Source organism: Microbacterium lushaniae, assembly GCF_008727775.1.
GTDB lineage: Bacteria > Actinomycetota > Actinomycetes > Actinomycetales > Microbacteriaceae > Microbacterium > Microbacterium lushaniae.
Map to the genome: position 1 here is coordinate 3,177,276 of NZ_CP044232.1, position 19,090 is coordinate 3,196,365.

General features: G+C 72.2%; 17 protein-coding genes and 1 tRNA gene. 8 read left to right on the plus strand and 10 right to left on the minus strand.

The window, feature by feature from the left end:
* Nucleotides 1-61 precede the first annotated feature (61 nt).
* From F6J85_RS15390 to serS, 4 genes are all read right to left on the minus strand, one after another.
* Nucleotides 62-1,348, minus strand: coding sequence for an LCP family protein (locus F6J85_RS15390; protein ID WP_238706980.1), 1,287 nt, complete (start codon nucleotides 1,346-1,348; stop codon nucleotides 62-64).
* A gap of 160 nt (nucleotides 1,349-1,508) precedes the next feature.
* Nucleotides 1,509-1,593: transfer RNA gene (locus tag F6J85_RS15395), tRNA-Ser, on the minus strand.
* 65 nt (nucleotides 1,594-1,658) lie between these two features.
* The gene (locus tag F6J85_RS15400; RefSeq protein WP_150926375.1) at nucleotides 1,659-2,606 is read right to left on the minus strand and encodes an HAD family hydrolase; all 948 of its coding nucleotides are present in this window, start codon (nucleotides 2,604-2,606) and stop codon (nucleotides 1,659-1,661) included.
* Nucleotides 2,603-3,868, minus strand: a complete 1,266-nt coding sequence (serS, locus tag F6J85_RS15405; RefSeq protein WP_150926376.1) for a serine--tRNA ligase — start codon at nucleotides 3,866-3,868, stop codon at nucleotides 2,603-2,605. Before serS ends, F6J85_RS15400 begins: the two co-directional genes overlap by 4 nt.
* Nucleotides 3,869-3,975: 107 nt before the next feature.
* On the opposite strand from serS, the gene F6J85_RS15410 reads away from it, so the two are divergent.
* From F6J85_RS15410 to F6J85_RS15430, 5 genes are all read left to right on the plus strand, one after another.
* Nucleotides 3,976-5,247: a diacylglycerol/lipid kinase family protein gene (locus tag F6J85_RS15410; protein ID WP_150926378.1), complete on the plus strand. Its 1,272-nt coding sequence runs from the start codon at nucleotides 3,976-3,978 to the stop codon at nucleotides 5,245-5,247.
* A 50-nt stretch (nucleotides 5,248-5,297) separates the two neighbouring features.
* Nucleotides 5,298-6,650 (plus strand): cryptochrome/photolyase family protein, encoded by a 1,353-nt coding sequence (locus tag F6J85_RS15415; RefSeq protein ID WP_150926380.1) that lies wholly within the window; start codon nucleotides 5,298-5,300, stop codon nucleotides 6,648-6,650.
* 85 nt (nucleotides 6,651-6,735) lie between these two features.
* On the plus strand, nucleotides 6,736-6,996 hold the full coding sequence (locus F6J85_RS15420; RefSeq protein WP_150926382.1) for a TM2 domain-containing protein: 261 nt from the start codon (nucleotides 6,736-6,738) through the stop codon (nucleotides 6,994-6,996).
* Between the two features lie 39 nt (nucleotides 6,997-7,035).
* Nucleotides 7,036-8,085: an LLM class flavin-dependent oxidoreductase gene (locus F6J85_RS15425; protein ID WP_150926384.1), complete on the plus strand. Its 1,050-nt coding sequence runs from the start codon at nucleotides 7,036-7,038 to the stop codon at nucleotides 8,083-8,085.
* A 119-nt stretch (nucleotides 8,086-8,204) separates the two neighbouring features.
* Nucleotides 8,205-9,575, plus strand: coding sequence for an MFS transporter (locus tag F6J85_RS15430; RefSeq protein WP_202980841.1), 1,371 nt, complete (start codon nucleotides 8,205-8,207; stop codon nucleotides 9,573-9,575).
* A gap of 33 nt (nucleotides 9,576-9,608) precedes the next feature.
* Here the strand turns inward: F6J85_RS15430 and F6J85_RS18230 are convergent, their stop codons facing one another.
* The 3 genes from F6J85_RS18230 to pheA are packed head-to-tail and all read right to left on the minus strand — an operon-like array spanning nucleotide 9,609 to nucleotide 11,400.
* Nucleotides 9,609-9,989, minus strand: coding sequence for a PhzF family phenazine biosynthesis protein (locus tag F6J85_RS18230; RefSeq protein WP_338037109.1), 381 nt, complete (start codon nucleotides 9,987-9,989; stop codon nucleotides 9,609-9,611).
* The gene (locus tag F6J85_RS15435) at nucleotides 9,893-10,438 is read right to left on the minus strand and encodes a PhzF family phenazine biosynthesis isomerase (protein ID WP_202980843.1); all 546 of its coding nucleotides are present in this window, start codon (nucleotides 10,436-10,438) and stop codon (nucleotides 9,893-9,895) included. The genes F6J85_RS18230 and F6J85_RS15435 overlap by 97 nt, the downstream gene beginning before the upstream one ends.
* The gene (pheA, locus tag F6J85_RS15440) at nucleotides 10,438-11,400 is read right to left on the minus strand and encodes a prephenate dehydratase (protein ID WP_150926386.1); all 963 of its coding nucleotides are present in this window, start codon (nucleotides 11,398-11,400) and stop codon (nucleotides 10,438-10,440) included. The genes F6J85_RS15435 and pheA overlap by 1 nt, the downstream gene beginning before the upstream one ends.
* Before the next feature lie 126 nt (nucleotides 11,401-11,526).
* Here pheA and pgm point away from each other — a divergent pair, with 126 nt between their 5' ends.
* Nucleotides 11,527-13,173, plus strand: coding sequence for a phosphoglucomutase (alpha-D-glucose-1,6-bisphosphate-dependent) (pgm, locus tag F6J85_RS15445; RefSeq protein WP_150926388.1), 1,647 nt, complete (start codon nucleotides 11,527-11,529; stop codon nucleotides 13,171-13,173).
* Between the two features lie 36 nt (nucleotides 13,174-13,209).
* On the opposite strand, the gene F6J85_RS15450 is transcribed toward pgm, so the two are convergent.
* Together F6J85_RS15450 and F6J85_RS15455 are read right to left on the minus strand one after the other, a co-directional pair.
* Nucleotides 13,210-14,319 carry a glycerate kinase gene (locus F6J85_RS15450; RefSeq protein ID WP_150926390.1) on the minus strand — a complete coding sequence of 370 codons (1,110 nt, stop codon included), beginning with the start codon at nucleotides 14,317-14,319 and terminating at the stop codon, nucleotides 13,210-13,212.
* Nucleotides 14,320-14,328: 9 nt separating this feature from the next.
* Nucleotides 14,329-15,324 (minus strand): LacI family DNA-binding transcriptional regulator, encoded by a 996-nt coding sequence (locus F6J85_RS15455; RefSeq protein ID WP_238706981.1) that lies wholly within the window; start codon nucleotides 15,322-15,324, stop codon nucleotides 14,329-14,331.
* Nucleotides 15,325-15,386: 62 nt separating this feature from the next.
* Between F6J85_RS15455 and galT the strand changes: the two genes are divergently transcribed.
* Together galT and galK are read left to right on the plus strand one after the other, a co-directional pair.
* A complete protein-coding gene (gene galT, locus F6J85_RS15460; RefSeq protein ID WP_150926392.1) occupies nucleotides 15,387-16,580 on the plus strand; it encodes a galactose-1-phosphate uridylyltransferase in 1,194 nt (397 codons plus the stop codon).
* Nucleotides 16,577-17,731 (plus strand): galactokinase, encoded by a 1,155-nt coding sequence (galK, locus tag F6J85_RS15465; RefSeq protein WP_150926394.1) that lies wholly within the window; start codon nucleotides 16,577-16,579, stop codon nucleotides 17,729-17,731. The genes galT and galK overlap by 4 nt, the downstream gene beginning before the upstream one ends.
* A gap of 201 nt (nucleotides 17,732-17,932) precedes the next feature.
* Here the strand turns inward: galK and F6J85_RS15470 are convergent, their stop codons facing one another.
* A complete protein-coding gene (locus F6J85_RS15470; RefSeq protein ID WP_150926396.1) occupies nucleotides 17,933-18,961 on the minus strand; it encodes a ketopantoate reductase family protein in 1,029 nt (342 codons plus the stop codon).
* Nucleotides 18,962-19,090: the final 129 nt, after the last annotated feature.

Below are 19,090 nucleotides of genomic sequence, written 5' to 3' on the forward strand. Positions count from 1 at the left end.
GCGGCGGACACACCCGTCCATACTAACCGGCGCAACACCCGTCGTTGAACGCCGGATGCGTCTACCGGAGGTTTCCGTTGGAACAGGTGTCCTGCGCAGCCGTCTGACCCGTGATCGTCGACGGCAGCGCGACGGCGCTCTCCTGCGGGCTCGGGGTCTCGGCCGCGCCCTCGGTGGGCTCGACCGGATCGGCCGGCTCCGTCGGCTCGACGGGAGTGCCGTCTTCCGGCGCCCCCGCCTCGATGACGCCGTCGCCACCGCTGATCTCGCCCGTCAGCTGCAGCGGCTGGTTCGCCTCCAGGGCGGCCCACAGCTGCTCGGCGGCGTCGTAGTCGGGCACGACGCGATTGGCGTCGTAGGGGTCGGTGAGCGTGGGGTACTGGACGAAGACGATCTCCTCGAACGGCACGTTCTTCACCGCGAGGGCGATCTGCACCAGGAGCAGCGGGTTGGTCAGGCTCGTGGACGGGTCGACGTTCTGGAGGGCCGTGGATGCGAGCTTGTACAGAGTGCCCGGATCGGACAGCACATCCTCGCTCACGAGCTTGCGGGCGAGCTTGGACATGTACTGCTGCTGATTGCTGATGCGGCCGAGATCGCCCCCGTCACCCACACCGTGCCGCGTGCGGAGGAACTGCAGCGCCTCGATGCCCTGGATGTTGCGGTTTCCGGCGGGCCAGTCGATGCCGGTGTGCCGGTCGCGGATGCCGTTGGCGATGCAGACATCGACCCCGCCGATGGCGTCGGTGATGTTGATGACCCCACCGAAGCTCACCTTCGCTGCGAAGGGGATGCTCTGCCCGCTCAGCTCCGACACGGTCTTGACCACGCACGACAGGCCGCCGTAGGAGAACGCGCTGTTGATCTGCTGCTTGCTCATCGCCGACGTCGTGCGGCCGTCCTCATCCGTGCACGAGGGGATCGGAAGCATCAGGTCGCGCGGGAAAGACACCACCGTGACCCGTCGCGGGTTGTCGGAGATGTGCACGAGCATGTTGACGTCGTTGAGGGTGCCCTCGGAGTCCGGGCCCTTGCAGCGATCGCCGAAGTAGGCCGCGAACTCCGGCTCGCACTCGTCGGTGCCGGCGAGGAACAGGTTGACGCCACCCTCGATCGCCCCGATGTCGGGGGGCACTGGCCCCTGCCCCTCGAGCTCGACGGCGTCGGCGGTGAAGCTGGAGGAGAGGTCGTAGGCGACGTAGGCGGCGACGCCTGCCCCGGCCACCAGCACGACGGCGAGGGCCACCGCGATGATCCGCATGACCTGCGCGAACGGATGCGGCGAGGTCAGCCGACCGTGACGGGCCACCGTACGGCGGCCGCGCTTCACGGGCTTGATCGAGCTCACGGCTTCCTTCCGGGTGGTCTCGCGGCGCCCATCTTATGGTCGCGCACCTGAGAACCCCGTGAGGACGGGCTGCAGAGAGCTGTTCTCGTCGATGAGCCTGCGGGACACCCGCCGGTATCCCGGGCTCCGTGATGCCGCGACAGCGGGGTGCGGATATGTGCGGAGGGTGTGGGATTCGAACCCACGGGACATTGCTGCCCACTGGTTTTCAAGACCAGGTCCATCGGCCGCTCGGACAACCCTCCCGACGATGCCTTGCGGCATCCGTCGACGGGCCGAGTCTAGTCGAGCGCCGTCGTGAGGCGCGGAGCTACAGCGCGCGGAGGATGGCGGCGACGCCGCCCTCGGTGACCGAGAGCCCGACCTCGCCGGCGGCCGTGCGCACCTCTTCGGGACCCTGCCCCATCGCAACCGCCCGACCGCCGTTGCGCAGCGCCCACTCGAACATCTCGAGGTCGTTGCGCCCGTCGCCCATCACGAGCACATTGGCGGGGTCGATGCCGAGCCGCCCGCGGACCAGCTCCAGGCCCGTGGCCTTGTTGACGCCCTGCGGCGCGATGTCCAGCCACGCCGTCCAGCCGATCGCGTACGAGACCTGGGTCAGCCCGATGCGGGAGACGAGCTCGAGGAAATCGGTGTCGGTCTGACCGGGCGAGACGACCACGACGCGGCAGACCGGCTGGTGCGAGAGCGCCTCGAACTCGACGCGGTCGGCGCCGCGGAGGTTCCAGTCCTCCAGGTACTCGGTGTACAGGCGCTTGCCGTCGGGAAGCTCCACGAGGTAGCGGGCGTCGGAGAGGTGCTCCTGCAGGAGGCTGAGCACTTCGGCGGGATCGAAGGTCTCCACGTGCACGCGGTCGTACTCCGCGGCCAGTGAATCCGCCGCCCCCGGTCCCTGAGCGCCCGTTGCCGGTGCCTCCGGTCCCTGAGCCTGTCGCCCCATCACGATCGCCCCGTTGGAGCACACGGCGTACTCCGGACGGATGTCCAGCAGCTCCATGATGCGGTGCGTGCTCTCCCAGCTGCGGCCGGTGGCGAGCATCACCTCGTGTCCGCGCTGCTGGGCGTGCGCCACCGCTTCGACGACCCCGGGGCTCGGGGTCTCGTCCTCGAGGATGACGGTGCCGTCGATGTCGAGCGCGATGAGCAGGCGACCGGCGGATGCGTCGTCGACCGCGTCGACCACATCGGCGGCGTCGTCCTGATCGACGACCTGCACGCTTCCGGTGTCGGGGAGCTTCGCGTCGCCGGGCGTCACGCGACCGGCTCCAGCACGGCGAGGCCGCCGAGGTAGGGCTGCAGCACCTCGGGCACGCGCACCGATCCGTCGGCCTGCTGGTGGGTCTCGAGCAGGGCGACGATCCAGCGGGTGGTCGCCAGGGTGCCGTTGAGGGTCGCCACCGGCTGCGTCTTCCCGCCGTCGGGGCGGTAGCGGATGTCGAGGCGGCGCGCCTGGTAGGTCGTGCAGTTGGAGGTGCTCGTGAGCTCGCGGTACGCCTGCTGGGTGGGCACCCACGCCTCGACGTCGTACTTGCGTGCGGCGCTGGAGCCGAGGTCGCCGGCGGCGACATCGATGACCCGGTACGCCAGGCCGAGGTCCTGCAGCATCCCCTCCTGCATCTCCACGAGGCGCAGGTGCTCCGCCTCCGCGGTCTCGGGATCGGCGTACACGAACATCTCGAGCTTGTTGAACTGGTGCACGCGGATGATGCCGCGGGTGTCCTTGCCGTACGACCCCGCCTCGCGCCGGTAGCACGTCGACCATCCGGCGTAGCGCTTCGGGCCGCGCTCGAAGTCGAGGATCTCGCCCATGTGGTAGCCGGCCAGCGGCACCTCGCTCGTGCCGACCAGATACAGGTCTTCACCGTCGAGGTGGTACACCTCGTCGGCGTGCTCGCCGAGGAAGCCGGTACCGCGCATCACTTCGGGGCGGACGAGGGTGGGCGGGATCATCGGGGTGAACCCGGCGGCGAGCGCGCGGTCGAGGCCCAGCGTCATGAGGGCCAGCTCGAGACGAGCTCCGATGCCGGTGAGGAAGTAGAAGCGGCTGCCGGAGACCTTCGTGCCGCGCTCCATGTCGATCGCGCCGAGCTTCTCCCCCAGGGCCAGGTGGTCGAGCGGCTCGAAGTCGAACTGGGGCACGTCGCCGTGCGTGCGCAGGGTGACGAAGTTCTCCTCGCCACCTTCGGGAACGCCGTCGATCACGATGTTCTCGATCTTCGCCAGGGCGGCGTCGGCTGCCTCCTCGGCGGCGGTCACCGCGTGCTGTGCCGCCTTCACGCGCTCGCTGAGGTCCTTGGCCTCGGCGACCAGAGCCGGCTTGTCGTCCTTGGCGGCCTGCGCGACGCGCTTGCCGTGCGCGTTCTGGGCGGCGCGGAGTTCTTCGAACGTGGTGATGGCGGCACGACGGTCACGGTCGGCGGCGAGCGCAGCATCCACGGTTTCCGGTGAGACACCCCGGGCCGTCTGCGAGCGCTTCACCCGCTCGGGATCTTCGCGCAGCAGGGTCAGGTCGATCACGGCTCAATCCTAGGCCAGCGGTTTTCCGTTCCGGCCCGGGGTTGACCGTCCTACCACGTGCCGCGCAAACGGGCTAGCAGGTCCCGTGGCGGCCCTAGTGTGTACCCATGGCGCCTGATGCGGACACCCCGGAAACGGACGAGACGATTCCGCGGAAGGACGAAGCGGCGGCGTTCAAGTCCGATCCGCTGCGCGATGACGAACCGCGTCCGGCGACCGATGCTCCCGGCCCGCGCGGTGCGAACACCGACGCCCCCGACCCGGCCGAGGCGGCCGCGCCCGACGACGTCATCCGCGAGCCCGACGACGTCGAGCCCGACACGACCGACGGCGAGGTCGGCGAGGCACGTCAGGTCACCGCCGACGGCGAGCAGACAACGATGGATGCTCCGCCCACCGAGCTCAAGCGCGCGGCCCTGGTGTACAACCCCACGAAGGTCGACCCCGCGCAGCTGCGCGACCTCGTGGCGCGCCTGGCGCGGGAGGCCGAGTGGGCCGAGCCGCTCTTCTTCGAGACGACCGTCGATGATCTGGGCGACGACGCTGCGCGCGCGGCGCTGGACGAAGGCGCCGACGCGATCCTCGTGGCCGGCGGCGACGGCACCGTGCGGGCCGTGAGTGAGGCGCTCACCGACACCGGGGTGCCGCTGACGATCGTGCCCAGCGGAACCGGGAACCTGCTCGCCCGCAACCTCAATCTCCCCCTGACCGACCCCGAGACGATGGTGCAGGCCACCTTCGACGGCGACGTCCTCGCGGTCGACGCCGGCGTGGCGCGCCTGCGCCGCACCGACGGCTCGACCGAGGAGCACGGGTTCGTCGTGATGGCCGGCATGGGGCTGGATGCGGCGATGATCGCCAACACGCGGCCGGAACTGAAGAAGACCGTGGGATGGGTGGCGTACGTCGACGGCGCCGCGCGCTCACTGGTGACGGCCAAGCCGTTCCGCATCGTCTACCAGCTCGACGAGCACCGCCTGCACTCGGCGCGGGTGCAGAGCATCCTGTTCGCCAACTGCGGCTCGCTGCCGGCGGGCATCGCCCTGATCCCCGACGCCTCGATCGCCGACGGCAAGCTCGACGTCGCCGTCATCCAGCCGGCCGGGCCGTTCGGCTGGCTGGGCGTGTGGCGCAAGATCTGGTGGGACAACTCGTTCCTGCGGCGCTTCCGCGCCGGGCGCCGGGTGCTCGAGCGGCGGGGGCGTGACGCGTCGGTGCACTTCCGCAGCGGGAGTGAGATCGAGGCGGCGACGAGTCCGGCCCAGCCGGTCGAGCTCGACGGCGACGAGTTCGGCGAGGCCACGCGCATCTACTGCCGCATCGTTCCCGGTGGGCTGCAGATCGTCGTCCCCCGCGGTCACGACACCTCTTCGCTCTGACCCGCTGTCAAGCCCGCGATGCGGGGGCTGGGCCTGCGTAGCGTGACGGGATGACGAGCCCGTCCCTCGTGTGGTTCCGCGACGACCTGCGCCTGGCCGACAACCCCGCGCTGCAGGCGGCGCTCGAACGTGGCGGCCCCGTCGTGGGCCTGTATGTGCTGGAGGAGTCCCCCGGCATCCGGCCCCTCGGCGGCGCCGCGCGCTGGTGGCTGCACGCCTCTCTCGCCTCGCTCGCCGGCCGGCTGCGCGAACGCGGGTCGACCCTCGTGCTGCGCCGGGGGGAGGCCGCCGCCGTGCTGCCGGCGGTGGTCGCTGAGCTCGAGGCCGGCGCGGTCTTCTGGAACCGCCGTTACGGCGGCGCCGAGCGCGGCATCGACGCCGCCATCAAGGCCGCCCTGCGGGAGCAGGGGACGGAGGTCGCCTCGTTCTCGGCATCACTGCTGTTCGAGCCGTGGACCGTGCGGACCGGGTCGGACACGCCGTACGCGGTGTTCACGCCTTTCTGGCGCGCCTGCCAGAACCTGCCCGCTCCGCGTGCGCCGCTGCCGGCGCCGGTCGTGATCCCCGGGATGCGGACGACCCCGCGCTCCGACGACCTCGAGGCGTGGGAGCTGCGGCCCACGCACCCGGATTGGGCGGACGGCCTCGCGGAACACTGGACGCCGGGCGAACCGGCCGCCGCCGCACGCCTGGCGGACTTCCTCGCCGACGACCTCTCCCGCTACGACCGCGCCCGCGACGAGCCGGCGGCAGAGTCGACCTCGCGCCTGTCTCCCCGGCTGCGGTGGGGCGAGCTGAGCCCGCACCAGGTGTGGCACGCCGCCGTGCAGCAGCGTGAAGCCGATGCCTCCCGGTTCCTCTCCGAACTCGGATGGCGCGAGTTCGCGTGGCACACGCTGTTCCACTTCCCCGACCTCGCCACCCGGAACTGGCGCGCCGAGTTCGACGCCTTCCCGTGGCCGCCGCCGAACCGCGACCACCTGTCGGCATGGCAGCGTGGGCGCACGGGTGTCGCTCTCGTGGACGCCGGCATGCACGAACTGTGGCGCACCGGCTTCATGCACAACCGCGTGCGCATGGTGACGGCATCCTTTCTCGTGAAGAACCTGCTGATCGACTGGCGGCTCGGGGAGGAATGGTTCTGGGACACCCTGGTCGACGCGGATGCGGCCAGCAACGCGTTCAACTGGCAGTGGGTCGCCGGATCCGGCGCCGACGCCGCCCCGTACTTCCGGATCTTCAACCCCGAACGCCAGCGGGAGAAGTTCGACCCGAACTCCGAGTACATCCGCCGCTGGGCGCCCGAGCACCTCGCCGCCGATCCGCCCGCGCCCCTCGTCGACCTCGCCGCCACCCGCCGTCAGGCACTCGACGCGTACGACGTCGTCAAACGCGCCCGCTGAGCCGGCCGACCGCCTACGCTCGGACCCAGCGCCCGCGGTCAGGCGAGCGCCCGCGCTCGGACCAGCGCCCATGTCAGGAGAACGCATGTCTCAGCCGCCCTACCCCAACCGGCAGCCGTATGCCGATGTCAGCGAGAAGTCGTGGCTGGCGACCCTGCTGCTGTCGATCTTCCTCGGCGAATTCGGCATCGACCGCTTCTACCTCGGCAAGATCGGCACCGGCATCCTCAAGCTCATCACGGTGGGCGGCTTCGGCGTGTGGTGGCTCATCGACCTCATCCTCGTCATCGCCGGGGTCATGAAGGACAAGCGCGGGCTCCCGGTCAAGTACGTTCCCGGCCGCTGAGCGGGAATGGCTGACCGGCGACCACGGTTGGCATCAGGGATGAACGATCTGGCTCTGTCTGTCCTTGACCTGGTGCCCGTCCGCGACGGGCAGACGAGCGCGCAAGCGGTCGCCTCCTCCCTCGACTCCGCCGTGCACGCCGACCGCCTGGGCTACCGCCGGTACTGGTTCGCCGAGCATCACAACATGCCCGCGGTCGCCTCCACGACGCCGCCGGTACTGATCGCGGCCGCCGCATCCCGCACCGAGCGCATCCGCGTCGGCTCCGGCGGTGTCATGCTGCCCAACCACTCCCCGCTCGTGGTGGCCGAGCAGTTCGCGGCGCTGGAGGCCATCGCCCCCGGCCGGATCGACCTCGGCCTCGGACGCGCCCCCGGATCCGACGCGGTCATCACGCAGCTGCTGCACCGCTCGGGCGCCACCAGCGACGTGGAGCGCTTCCCCGACCACGTCACCGACATCATCGCCCTGTCCTCCCCGGAGGGCGCGACGGTGCGGTTCGCCTCCGGTGGCGAGTACACCGTGCACGCGACCCCGGCCGCCACCGGCTCTCCGGAGGTGTGGCTCCTGGGCTCCAGCGACTACTCCGCGCAGCTGGCTGCGCGCTTCGGACTGCCCTACGTGTTCGCCAACCACTTCTCCGGCGAAGGCCTGGAGCGGGCGCTCGAGCTGTACCGCACGCAGTACCAGCCGAGCCCGCAGCATCCGGAGCCCCGCACGTTCCTCACGGTCAACGTCATCGCCGCCCCCACCGCCGAGGAGGCCGAGGCGCGCGCGCTGCCGCAGCTGCGGATGATGGCGCGGCTGCGCACGAACCGTCCCCTCGTCCCGCTCGAGACCGTCGAGCAGGCCCAGGCCGACCCGTGGGACGGCCTGGCCCAGAGCCTCATGGATGCGGCGCGGTCGAAGTGGTTCGTCGGCACCGGCGACCAGGTGTCGGCGGAGCTGTCGGCCTTCGCCGCCCGGTTCGGCGTGGACGAAGTCATGATCTCCCCCGTCGCCGGCTCGTACGACGGTGAGCCCCGCGACACCGCACCCGGCCGCATCCGCACGCTCGAGCTGCTCGCCACCCCCGCGCGCGTGGCCTGACGCGCCCCGGATCCGAGGACATCACGCCCTCGTTCTCCGTGCGACGGCGCGGTGTAACGGCCCCGCGACGTGCCCGCAAGGCCCGGCACGATGCCGCACGCAGGCGTACCCTCGACCACGTGAACGCAGCTCCCGCGCCGGCCGGCCCGACGCGCGCGCCGGTGAGCACCGGCCGCGCCATCCTCAACACCGTGAAGGGCTCGGCGGGCAACCTCGTCGAGTGGTACGACGTGTACGTCTACACGGTGTTCGCGACGTACTTCGAAGCGCAGTTCTTCGCTCCGGACGACCGCAACTCGACCTTCTACATCTACGCGATCTTCGCCGTGACCTTCATCATGCGGCCGATCGGATCGTGGTTCTTCGGCCGGTTCGCCGACCGCCGCGGCCGCCGCGCCGCCCTCACCGTCAGCATCACGATCATGTCGGCGTGCTCGTTCCTGGTGTCGGTGATGCCGACGCGTGAGGCGATCGGCATGTGGGCGGCGGTGATCCTCATCGGCGCGCGGCTCGTGCAGGGCTTCGCCACCGGCGGCGAGTACGGCACGTCGGCCACCTACATGTCGGAGGCCGCCACCGCCCGCCGCCGCGGGTTCTTCTCCTCCTTCCAGTACGTCACCCTGATCGGCGGACACGTGCTCGCGCAGCTGACGCTGCTCATCGTGCTCGCGGTCATGCCGGTCGAAGCGGTCGAGGACTGGGGCTGGCGCATCGGGTTCTTCATCGGCGGCATCGCGGCCCTCGTGGTGCTGTGGCTGCGGCGGACGATGGACGAATCGCTCAGCGAGGAGCATCTGGAGGCGGTGCGCTCGGGCACCGACCGCGACTCGGGATCGCTGAAGTCGCTCCTCACGTCGTACTGGCGGCCGCTGGTGTGGGTGTTCCTCGTGACGGCGGGCGGCACGATCGCCTTCTACACCTACAGCGTCAACGCCCCCACGATCGTCAAGACGGCGTTCGGCGAGGAAGGCGCCGTCGCAGCGACGTGGACCAACCTCCTCGGCCTCATCTTCCTCATGCTGCTCCAGCCCCTCGGCGGACTGCTCAGCGACCGCATCGGCCGCAAGCCCCTGCTGGTCTTCTTCGGAATCGGCGGCGTCCTCTACACGTGGGTGCTCATCACGTTCCTCCCGCAGACGCAGTCGCCGCTCGACGCATTCGCCCTGACGGCGGTCGGATACGTCATCCTCACCGGGTACACCTCCGTGAACGCGATCGTGAAGGCGGAGGTGTTCCCCGCGCGCGTACGGGCGCTGGGCGTGGGCCTGGGCTACGCCCTGGCCAACTCGGTGTTCGGCGGCACGGCGCCCGCGGTGTACCAGGCCTCGCTCACCGGCGGCGGGGTGACGTGGTTCATCGTCTACGTCACCGCGGTGATCGCGGTGAGCCTCACGGTCTACATCTTCTTCATGCGCAACCGGGCCGAGACGCCGCTGGACCGCGAGCAGGGCAGCGCCTGGACGACCCTCCAGGACGCCCCGCACCGCTGACCGCGCTGACCGCGACCCTCGCCGCCCCGCGGATCAGAGCGGGCCGGCGGTTCCGGAGACGGTGACGCCGCCGGTGGAGGGGATGTCGACCACGAGCAGACTCGGCCGTCCCACGTGCCGGCCCTGCCGGATCGCGATGCGCGCGGGGGTGTCCACGGCGTCGATCGCGCGCAGGTAGCCGCCGAAGGATGCCGCGGCCGAACCGGTCGCCGGGTCCTCCGTGATCGCCGCGACCGGGAAGAGGTTGCGGGCCTCCCACATCGTGTCGGCCACGCGCAGCATGACCGTCACCGTGCCCGCCCACCCCTCCGCATCCATCAGCGAGCGCACGGCCGCCGGGTCGAAGGCGAAGCCGTCGAACACACCGGCGTCGTGCAGAACCAGCACCGGGTGCCGGTTGCCGGCGTACGCGATACGCGGCGGGAAGGCGGGGTCGAGGTCCTCCCCCGGATGCCCAGCAGGTGCAGGAGCTGCCGCAGCACGGCGGGAGCGAACTCCTCGATCCGCGGCTCGACGCTCGTGAACGATGCCCGCAGCACACCGTCGGCCCCGCGCGAGGTCTCGAGTTCGACCTCGCCCACCGGGGTCGCGAAGGTGAGCGGCCCGGCGCCGTCGCGGGCGGCGAGCGCCACCGCCGTCGCGACCGTGGCGTGCCCGCAGAAGGGCACCTCCGCCACCGGCGAGAAGAAGCGGATGCTGCCGTCCGCGTACAGGAACGCCGTCTCGGAGAATCCCACCTCGGCGGCGATGCGCTGTATCTCGGCGTCGGTGAGGCCGTCCGCATCCAGCACCACTCCGGCCGGATTGCCGCCGCCGGGCCGATCCGGATCGGTGAACGCCGCGTACCGCAGCACCGCGGGCATCAGGTCTCCGGTTCTCCGCTCAGCAGTCCGCGCAGCCAGTCGCGGGCCTCGGCGAACACGTCGTCGGAGTATCGCGGCGGGTAGCGCACGATCGCGCGGTCGGCTCGCGCGTACGAGCCGAGGAAGATCACCTTGGGGCTGAAGCGGCGCAGCCCCAGAAGCGCATCGGCCATCCGCTCGTCGTGGACGTGGCCGTCCGCGTCGATGACGAAGCGGTAGCGCCCGAGCGCGTCGCCGATGGGCCGCGAGGCGAGCAGGCTCAGGTTGATGCCGCGCGTGGCGAACTGCTCCAGCAGCTCCAGCAGCGCGCCCGGGTGGTCTTCGGGCAGCTCGACGATGAGCGAGGTCTTGTCCGCGCCGGTGGGCGGGGCCGGGGCCACGGTGCGGCTGACCAGGACGAAGCGCGTGACGGCACTGGGGTTGTCGCCGATCCCCTCGGCGAGCACCGTCAGATCGTGATGGGCCACGATGCCCGGCGCCGCCACCGCGGCATCCGCATCCGACGTTCCGTCCAGGATCCCGAGGGCGCTGGCGACGTTGCTGGCGGCGGGGATGTGCGCGTGGGCGGGAAGGGTCGTCGTGAGCCACTGCAGGCATTGCGCATAGGCGACCGGGTGCGCCGCGACGAGGGAGACCTCCTCCATGCGCGTGCCGGGGCGAGCCACGAGCACGAAGTTCACCGGCACGAGGTACTCGCCGATGATGCGCAGGCCGGGCATGGTCGCCAGGGCGTCCTGGGCGGTGGACACGCCGCCGTCCACGGAATTCTCGATCGCGATCATGGCCGCGTCCGACCGGCCCTCCACGACGTCGGCGAGCGCCTCGCCGACGTTGCGCACGGGCCGCCAGATCTGGTCGCGGGCCTCCGGGACCTGCGCCAGAGCGGCCTCCGTGAAGGTTCCGGCCGGGCCCAGGTAGCTGTACGTACGGCGGGCGGGCGGGTTCTCGTGCTCGGGCGTCACGGCGATCAGCCTAGACCCGCCCCGGCGCCCGGCTCGCCCCGGGGGTCGCCGCCCTCGGGGCGGCAGAACGCGGCGGATCGTGTCAAACCGGTGCCGCGAACCCCGCGCGCGAGGCAGACTGGGAGGATGAGCAGTCGCGCAGGAATCCCCGCCGAAGCATCCGATCTGATCGACGTCGACGAACTGATCAACGCCTATTACGACCGCAAGCCGGATGCCTCCGTGCCCGAGCAGCGCGTGGCGTTCGGCACGAGCGGCCACCGTGGATCGTCGCTGGCGACGAGCTTCAACGAGGACCACATCCTCGCCACCACCCAGGCGATCGTGGACTACCGCGCCGGTCAGGGCATCGCCGGACCGCTGTTCCTCGGGCGCGACACGCACGGCCTGTCGCTGCCGGCCGAGCACACCGCGATCGAGGTGCTGGTGGCCAACGGCGTCGACGTGCGCACCGACTCCCGCGACTCCTGGGTGCCGACCCCGGCCCTCAGCCACGCGATCCTCACCCACAACCGCGATCTCGGCGCGGATGACCCGGCTCGGGCCGACGGCATCGTCGTCACCCCGTCGCACAACCCGCCGCGCGACGGCGGATTCAAGTACAACCCCCCGCACGGCGGACCGGCCGACACGGATGCCACCAGCTGGATCGCCGACCGCGCCAACGAGCTCATCGCCGGCGGCCTGGCCGGGGTCAAGCGCACCCGGCACGCCGACATCGACCTCGATTCGCTCGGCGAGTACGACTTCCGCGACGCATACGTGCGCGACCTCGCGAGCATCATCGACATCGACGCCATCCGGTCGGCGGGCGTTCGCATCGGCGCCGACCCGCTGGGCGGGGCATCCGTGGAGTACTGGGCGCTCATCGCCGAGGTGTACGGGCTCGACCTCACCGTCGTGAACCCCGATGTCGACCCGACGTGGCGGTTCATGACGCTGGACTGGGACGAGAAGATCCGGATGGACCCGTCCTCGCCCTCGGCGATGGCGGCACTGGTCGCCCGCCGCGACGAGTACGACATCCTCACCGGCAACGACGCCGACGCCGACCGGCACGGCATCGTCACCCCCGACGCCGGCCTGATGAACCCCAACCACTACCTCGCGGTCGCGATCGACTACCTGTTCTCGCATCGGCCGGGCTGGCCCGCGGATGCGGCGGTCGGCAAGACCCTGGTGTCGTCGATGATCATCGACAAGGTCGTCGCCTCGCTCGGCCGGCCGCTGTACGAGGTGCCCGTCGGATTCAAGTGGTTCGTGCCGGGCCTCCTGGACGGCTCGGTCGCCTTCGGTGGCGAGGAATCGGCGGGTGCGTCGTTCCTGCGCACCGACGGGAGCGTCTGGACGACGGACAAGGACGGGATCCTCCTGTGCCTGCTCGCCGCCGAGATCCTCGCCGTCACCGGCAAGACGCCCTCGCAGCGGTATGCCGAGCTCGAGACCGAGTTCGGCTCCTCGGCCTACCAGCGCGTGGACGCCCCCGCGACGCCCGCGCAGAAGGCTCAGCTGGCGAAGCTGTCGCCGGATGCGGTGACCGCGACCGAGCTCGCCGGCGAACCGATCACCGCCAAGCTCTCGCACGCGCCCGGCAACGGGGCCGCGATCGGCGGGGTCAAGGTGCAGACCGCCGACGCGTGGTTCGCCGCCCGCCCCTCCGGCACCGAGGACGTCTACAAGCTCTACGCCGAGAGCCTGCGCGGCGAGGAGCACCTGCGCGAGGTGCAGGCCGAGGCCCGCGCCGTGGTCACCGCCGCCCTCGGCGACGCCTGAGCCGACCGGCCCGCTCGTCGGCGGTGCGACGTGGGCTCAGCCCGCGAGGGTGCGCGCGAGACGCACCCCGGCCTCGTGCAGCCAGCGCGCGGGGTCGGCGAGGGCGGCGGCGGATGACCCGGCCAGGTCGGTGAGCGAGAGGGATGCCGCGAAGGCCGACGTGTCGGCATCCGCGGCGACGCGTCCGGCCACCAGTGCCGTGCGGCCGGGCGCGAGCGAGGCGACGAACGCGGGCACCTTGCCCGCCGCCGACTGCGCGTCGTAGGCGCCCTCGCCGGTCACGACGACATCGGCGGTCGCCGCGGCCGCGGGCAGGCCCGTGAGGTCGGCGACGTGCCGCGCACCGGGGACGAGCTGCGCGCCCCACGCCGCCAGCGCCCAGCCCGTCCCGCCGGCGGCGCCCATCCCCGGCGCGGCGGGGTCGACCGACGGCACGAGCGCGGACAGGCGCGCCAGGCCGGCATCGGCGCGGGCGACCCCGGCGTCGTCGAGGCCCTTCTGCGGGCCGAACACCGCCGCGGCGCCCTGCGCACCCAGCAGCGGATTCGTCACGTCCGTGAGCACGACGGCCCCGGCGGCGGGAAGCGCCCGCAGGCCCGTGAGGTCGGCGGCGGCCACGGTGTCCAGGCCCGCCGCGCCGGGGGCGACCGGATCGCCCGACGCATCCGTGAACCGCGCACCCAGCGCCGTGAGCATCCCGACGCCGCCGTCGGTGGAGGCGCTCGACCCGATCCCGAGGATCAGCCGGGTGACCCCGGCGTCCAGCGCCGCGGCGATGGCCTGCCCGAATCCGGCCGTCGACGCCGACCACGGCAGCCGCCGCGCGCCGAGGAGCTCGATTCCCGACGTGTTCGCCAGCTCGACCACCGCGGTGCCCACCGGCGCATCCGGTGCCGGCGGAAGCAGGAGCCAGGATGCCGCGACCCGCTCCCCGTCGGGACCGGTCACGGCGACGGGGATGCGCTCGGCGCCGCGCACCGAGGTGGCCACCGCGTCGAGCGTGCCTTCGCCGCCGTCGGCCATGGGGCGCAGCACGAGCTCATCGTGGGGGCGTGCTTCGCGCCATCCCTCGGCCAGCGCCCGAGCCGCGGCCGCGGCGGGCAGCGTGCCCTTGAAACTGTCGGGGGCCAGGACGACGCGACTCACCGCTCGATGCTATCGGTGGCCCGGCGGCGGCCCTGAGCTGTCGCGCACGACGAGTTCGGCCGCGACGGTGATCGCCGCCGGCGGAGCATCCTCCTCGATCATCGCCACCAGCGCCGTGAGCGCACGGGCTCCGAGGGCGTCGAAGTCCTGCCGCATCGTCGTCAGCGGCGGCCGGTACTCGGCGGCGTCGACGACGTCGTCGAACCCGACGACGGCGACGTCTTCGGGGATGCGGAGGCCGGCGTCGGCGAGCGCGCGCATCGCCCCGAGCGCCATCTGGTCGTTGGCGGCGAAGACGGCGGTCGCGCCGGGCAGCGCGGATGCGGCGGCGTACCCCGAGCGCGAGGTCCAATCCCCGCGCGCCACCGGCGGCACCGGCGCCCCCGCGCGCTGCAGCGCGAGGAGCCATCCGCGCTCGCGCTCGGACGCGGCGTAGGACTCCCCCGGTCCGGTCAGGTGATGCACCGTGCGGTGCCCCCGCGCGAGGAGGTGTGCGACGGCTGCCGCCGCGGCGTTGGCGTGGTCGGTCTGGACGATCGTGAACCGGTCGTCGGGAGGCGAGTCCACGACCACCAGGCGCATGCCGGCGGGCGGCTGCACCCCCCGCAGGAGCGTCGTGGCCTCGTTCAGCACGATCGCCCCGTCCACGCCCTGGTGCCGCAGCCGCGCCAGCGCCTCGGCGATGGGATGCTGCGGCGTGAGGGTCACCACCGCGAGGGCGTAGTCGCGCTGGGCGGCCGCGTCGGAGATGGCCTGCAGCATCCGCGAGTTGCCGACCGAGGCCAGCGTCGACACGACGACGCCGATGGTCTGGGACCGACCGGTCCGCAGAGCGCGGGCCGCCGCGTGCGGGCGGTAGCCGAGGTCGCGCAGAGCCTGCTCGACGCGGGCTCGGGTGGCGGGATCGACGCGAGGACTGCCGTTGACGACACGCGACACGGTCTGGCCCGACACCCCGGCGCGGGCGGCAACATCCGACATCGACACGCGCCGCGGCTGCACCATCCGCCCTCCGCTCAGAATTCAGGAATGTTGACGTTACCACGGGCCCGGGATACCGTGTTGACGTGAACACGCCTGAGTTTTGGACGCCGCCCGCGGATGCCGAGACGGTCGAGCTCGGCGCCGGCGTCGTGAAGCGACCGACGCGCCTGGCCGACGGGCGGGAGCTGATCTACTACGACGACGCCGGCACCACCCTCCCCGCCGAGCGAGCGGTCGACGCGCGGGCCCTCGACGCGCGGCCGGCCACCGCGACGATGCGCCAGGACGTGCTCACGGGCGACTGGATCTCCATCGCCGCGGCGCGGCAGAACCGGGCCTTCCTGCCGCCGGCGCACCTGGATCCGCTCGCGCCGCAGACGCCGGAGAACCCCTCCGAGATCCCCGACCGGTACGACGTCGCGGTCTTCGAGAACCGCTCGCCCTCCTTCGGCCCGGCACTGGCCGCCGCCACCGCAGACGCCCCCGCGGCCGAGAACGCCCCGCACGGGCTCGACGACCTCGCCGAGCCGGGCCTGGGGCGCACGCGCACCTCGGTGGGCCGGTGCGAGGTCGTGTGCTTCAGTCCCGAGCACACCGGGTCCTTCGGCACGCAGACACCCACCCGCGCCCGCACCGTGATCGAGGCGTGGGCCGATCGCACGGCCGCGCTGTCGGCGCTGCCGGGGGTCGAGCAGGTCTTCCCGTTCGAGAACCGCGGCGAGGCGATCGGGGTGACCCTGCCGCATCCGCACGGGCAGATCTACGCCTACCCGTACATCACGCCCCGCACCCAGCGGATGCTGGATGCCGCGGCCCGCACGTCGGACGACCTGTTCGCGCGCATCCTGGAATTCGAACGGGGCGCGGAGCGCATGGTGCTGCAGGGGGAGCACTGGAGCGCGTTCGTCCCCTTCGCCGCCCGCTGGCCCATCGAGGTGCACCTGCTCCCCCACCGGCACGTGCCGGATCTGGCCGCGACCAGCGACGCCGAGCGCGCCGAACTCGCCCCGCTGTACCTGCGGCTGCTGCGCGGGATCGACGCGCTGTACGACTCCCCCACGCCCTACATCGCGGCCTGGCATCAGGCACCCGTGCACGCTGGGCGCGAGGCCGTGCGCCTGCACCTGCAGCTGACCTCCCCGCGGCGCGCCGCCGACAGGCTGAAGTTCCTCGCCGGGTCCGAATCCGCCATGGGGGCGTGGATCGCCGACATCCCGCCGGAGGCGCAGGCCGAGCGCCTGCGCGAGGCTCTCACGACCGTGGCGGACCCGGCATGAGCGCCGCCACCGATCTCCTCGCCACCCTCACCGACCGCCCGGTCGCCGGGGAGTGGTCGGCGCCGGGACGCGTCAATCTCATCGGCGAGCACACCGACTACAACGACGGCTTCGTGCTGCCCTTCGCGATCGAGCACCGCACGTCGGCGGCCCTCGCCCCGCGCGAGGACGACACCCTGCGGGTGGCGACGACGTTCACCGACGAGCCGGCGGAGGTCGCCCTCACGGACCTCGACCGTGCCATCGCCGAGGGCGGGCTGGAGTGGGCGGCGTACCCTCTCGGGGTGGCGTGGGCCCTGCGCGCCGCCGCGCCCGGCTCCACCCCGCGCGGGCTCGACATCGCCATCGCCTCGGACGTGCCGGTGGGCGCGGGGCTGTCGTCCTCCGCCGCCATCGAGGGCGCCGTGGCGGTCGCTCTCAACGACGTGTGGGCCGCGGGCCTTGACCGCGTGGCGCTGGCGCGGGTGGGCCGCACCGCCGAGAACGACGCCGTCGGCGCCCCGACCGGCATCATGGACCAGATGGCGTCGATGCTCGGCGAGGCGGACGCCGCGACCTTCCTCGACTGCCGGTCGCTCGAGGCCCGCTCGGTCGACCTCGGCTTCAGCCGCGAGGAGCTGCACCTCCTCGTCATCGACACGCTCGTCACCCACGCGCACTCCTCCGGCGGCTACGGCGAGCGCCGCGCGTCGTGCGAGGCCGGCGCCCGCGCGATGGGCGTCACGGCGCTGCGCGACCTCACGGTCGACGACCTCCCCAAGGCCGAGCGGCAGCTGGACGAGGTGACCTTCCGCCGGGTGCGCCACATCGTCACCGAGAACCAGCGCGTGCTCGACACCGTCGCGGCCCTGGAGAAGGACGGTCCGCGCGCGATCGGCGATCTCCTGACGGCGTCGCACGCGTCGATGCGCGACGACTTCGAGATCTCGGTGCCCGAGCTCGACCTCGCCGTCGAGACGGCGCTGGGCGCCGGCGCGCTGGGCGCGCGCATGACGGGGGGCGGCTTCGGCGGCGCGGCGATCGCGCTGCTGGATGCCGGCCGCGTCGACTCCGCCGCATCCGCCGTGGCCGCCGCGTTCGAGGCCGCCGGCTTCCGCGCTCCTCGGATCTTCACCGTCACCCCCTCGGCCGGCGCCCGCCGCGACGCCTGACGGCCCTCCGGAGGCGGAAGGTACGAGCCAGGCGCGCCGGGTGCAAACCCTGGGGTGCGGCGGCAGCGGTCTTCGACAACCTCGACGACACCCTCGGCACCCGCATCTCGCAGAGGCGCTGGACGCGAGCATCCAGGTGGCCAACGCCGCCGGCAACACCGCCATCGCCGCGGCTGACCGGCTACCGCTTCGCCGTGGCGATCACGGGGCGGCGGCGACGAGTTCGCTCAGCAGCGCCGGATCGGGGCGCACCCCCGCGCGCTCGATCCGGTGGGCCAGGCTCACCACGGCGTCGTTCACCGGCGTGGCGACGCCCCGACGCCGGCCCTCCTCGGCGACCAGACCGTTGAGATCGTCCACCTCGGCGTGACGGCCCTTCGTCCAGTCCTGCAGCACCGTGGTGGTGGCACCGGGGACGACGAAACCCTCGAAGAGCCTGTCGGTCATGGTGTCCACGACGCTCGAGCGGTCGGCGACCTCGTCGGGGGTGAGCCCGAAGATCGGCAGGACGGGGTACCCGGCAGCGCCGCCGACGGCGAGCGCCTCGTTGCCGGCGGCGACCATGACGGCGCGGAACCCCGGGGTGTGCAGCGCGTCGAGCATCGGCAGCCCCAGGATCGCGGAGGTCGCCAGCAGCGTGGCGTTGCTGACGAGCTTCATCCACTTCGCCGCCTCGATGTCGTCCACGGTCGCGACCGTCCCGGCGCACCTGAGCAGCGCGGCGATCTCCGCCACCCGATCGGCCGGGCCGCCCGGCAGGGCGCCCACCGCGAACCATGAGCGCGACACCGGTGTGTGCCGGTGCACGATGCCGGGTTCGTCCATCGTGGCGGAGCACTCGATGACCGCGCCGATCGTGCGCGAGGCGCCGACGGCGTCCTGGACCGTCCGTGTGGTCATCCCGTTCTGCACGCCCGCCATCAGGCCGCCGCCGGCGAGATAGGGGGCGAGCATCCGCGCCGCCCACGGGGTGTCGTAGGCCTTCATCAGCACCAGGACGACATCGAACGGTCGGGTGAGCTCGGCCACCTCGCACAGGTGGATCACGTGCGGCCGCACGTGCAGGTCGCCGTCGGGAGAGAGCACGTGCAGGCCCTCCGCGCGCATGACCTCCACGTGCGCGGGCCACTGCTCGATCAGGGTGACGTCGTGCCCCGCGGCGATCAGGTCGGCCCCCACCGAAGCCCCGTTGGCGCCGGCCCCCAGCACCGCGATCCGCGGACGACCCATGACGACCTCTTCCCACGCTGGACAGCGGCACTTTACATCACGGCATCGTGGTTCCGGGATACCCTGAGCACGGCGCATCCTCGCGTCGCGGATGTAAACCTCCGCTGAACAGCTCGACCCGGCTCGAAG

Coding starts and splice junctions, on each gene's coding strand:
- F6J85_RS15410 (WP_150926378.1), top strand. CDS start 3,976: ATGGCGCCTGATGCGGACACCCCGGAAACGGACGAGACGATTCCGCGG.
- F6J85_RS15415 (WP_150926380.1), top strand. CDS start 5,298: ATGACGAGCCCGTCCCTCGTGTGGTTCCGCGACGACCTGCGCCTGGCC.
- F6J85_RS15420 (WP_150926382.1), top strand. CDS start 6,736: ATGTCTCAGCCGCCCTACCCCAACCGGCAGCCGTATGCCGATGTCAGC.
- F6J85_RS15425 (WP_150926384.1), top strand. CDS start 7,036: ATGAACGATCTGGCTCTGTCTGTCCTTGACCTGGTGCCCGTCCGCGAC.
- F6J85_RS15435 (WP_202980843.1), bottom strand. CDS start 10,438: ATGCCCGCGGTGCTGCGGTACGCGGCGTTCACCGATCCGGATCGGCCC.
- pgm (WP_150926388.1), top strand. CDS start 11,527: ATGAGCAGTCGCGCAGGAATCCCCGCCGAAGCATCCGATCTGATCGAC.
- F6J85_RS15455 (WP_238706981.1), bottom strand. CDS start 15,324: ATGGTGCAGCCGCGGCGCGTGTCGATGTCGGATGTTGCCGCCCGCGCC.
- galK (WP_150926394.1), top strand. CDS start 16,577: ATGAGCGCCGCCACCGATCTCCTCGCCACCCTCACCGACCGCCCGGTC.
- F6J85_RS15470 (WP_150926396.1), bottom strand. CDS start 18,961: ATGGGTCGTCCGCGGATCGCGGTGCTGGGGGCCGGCGCCAACGGGGCT.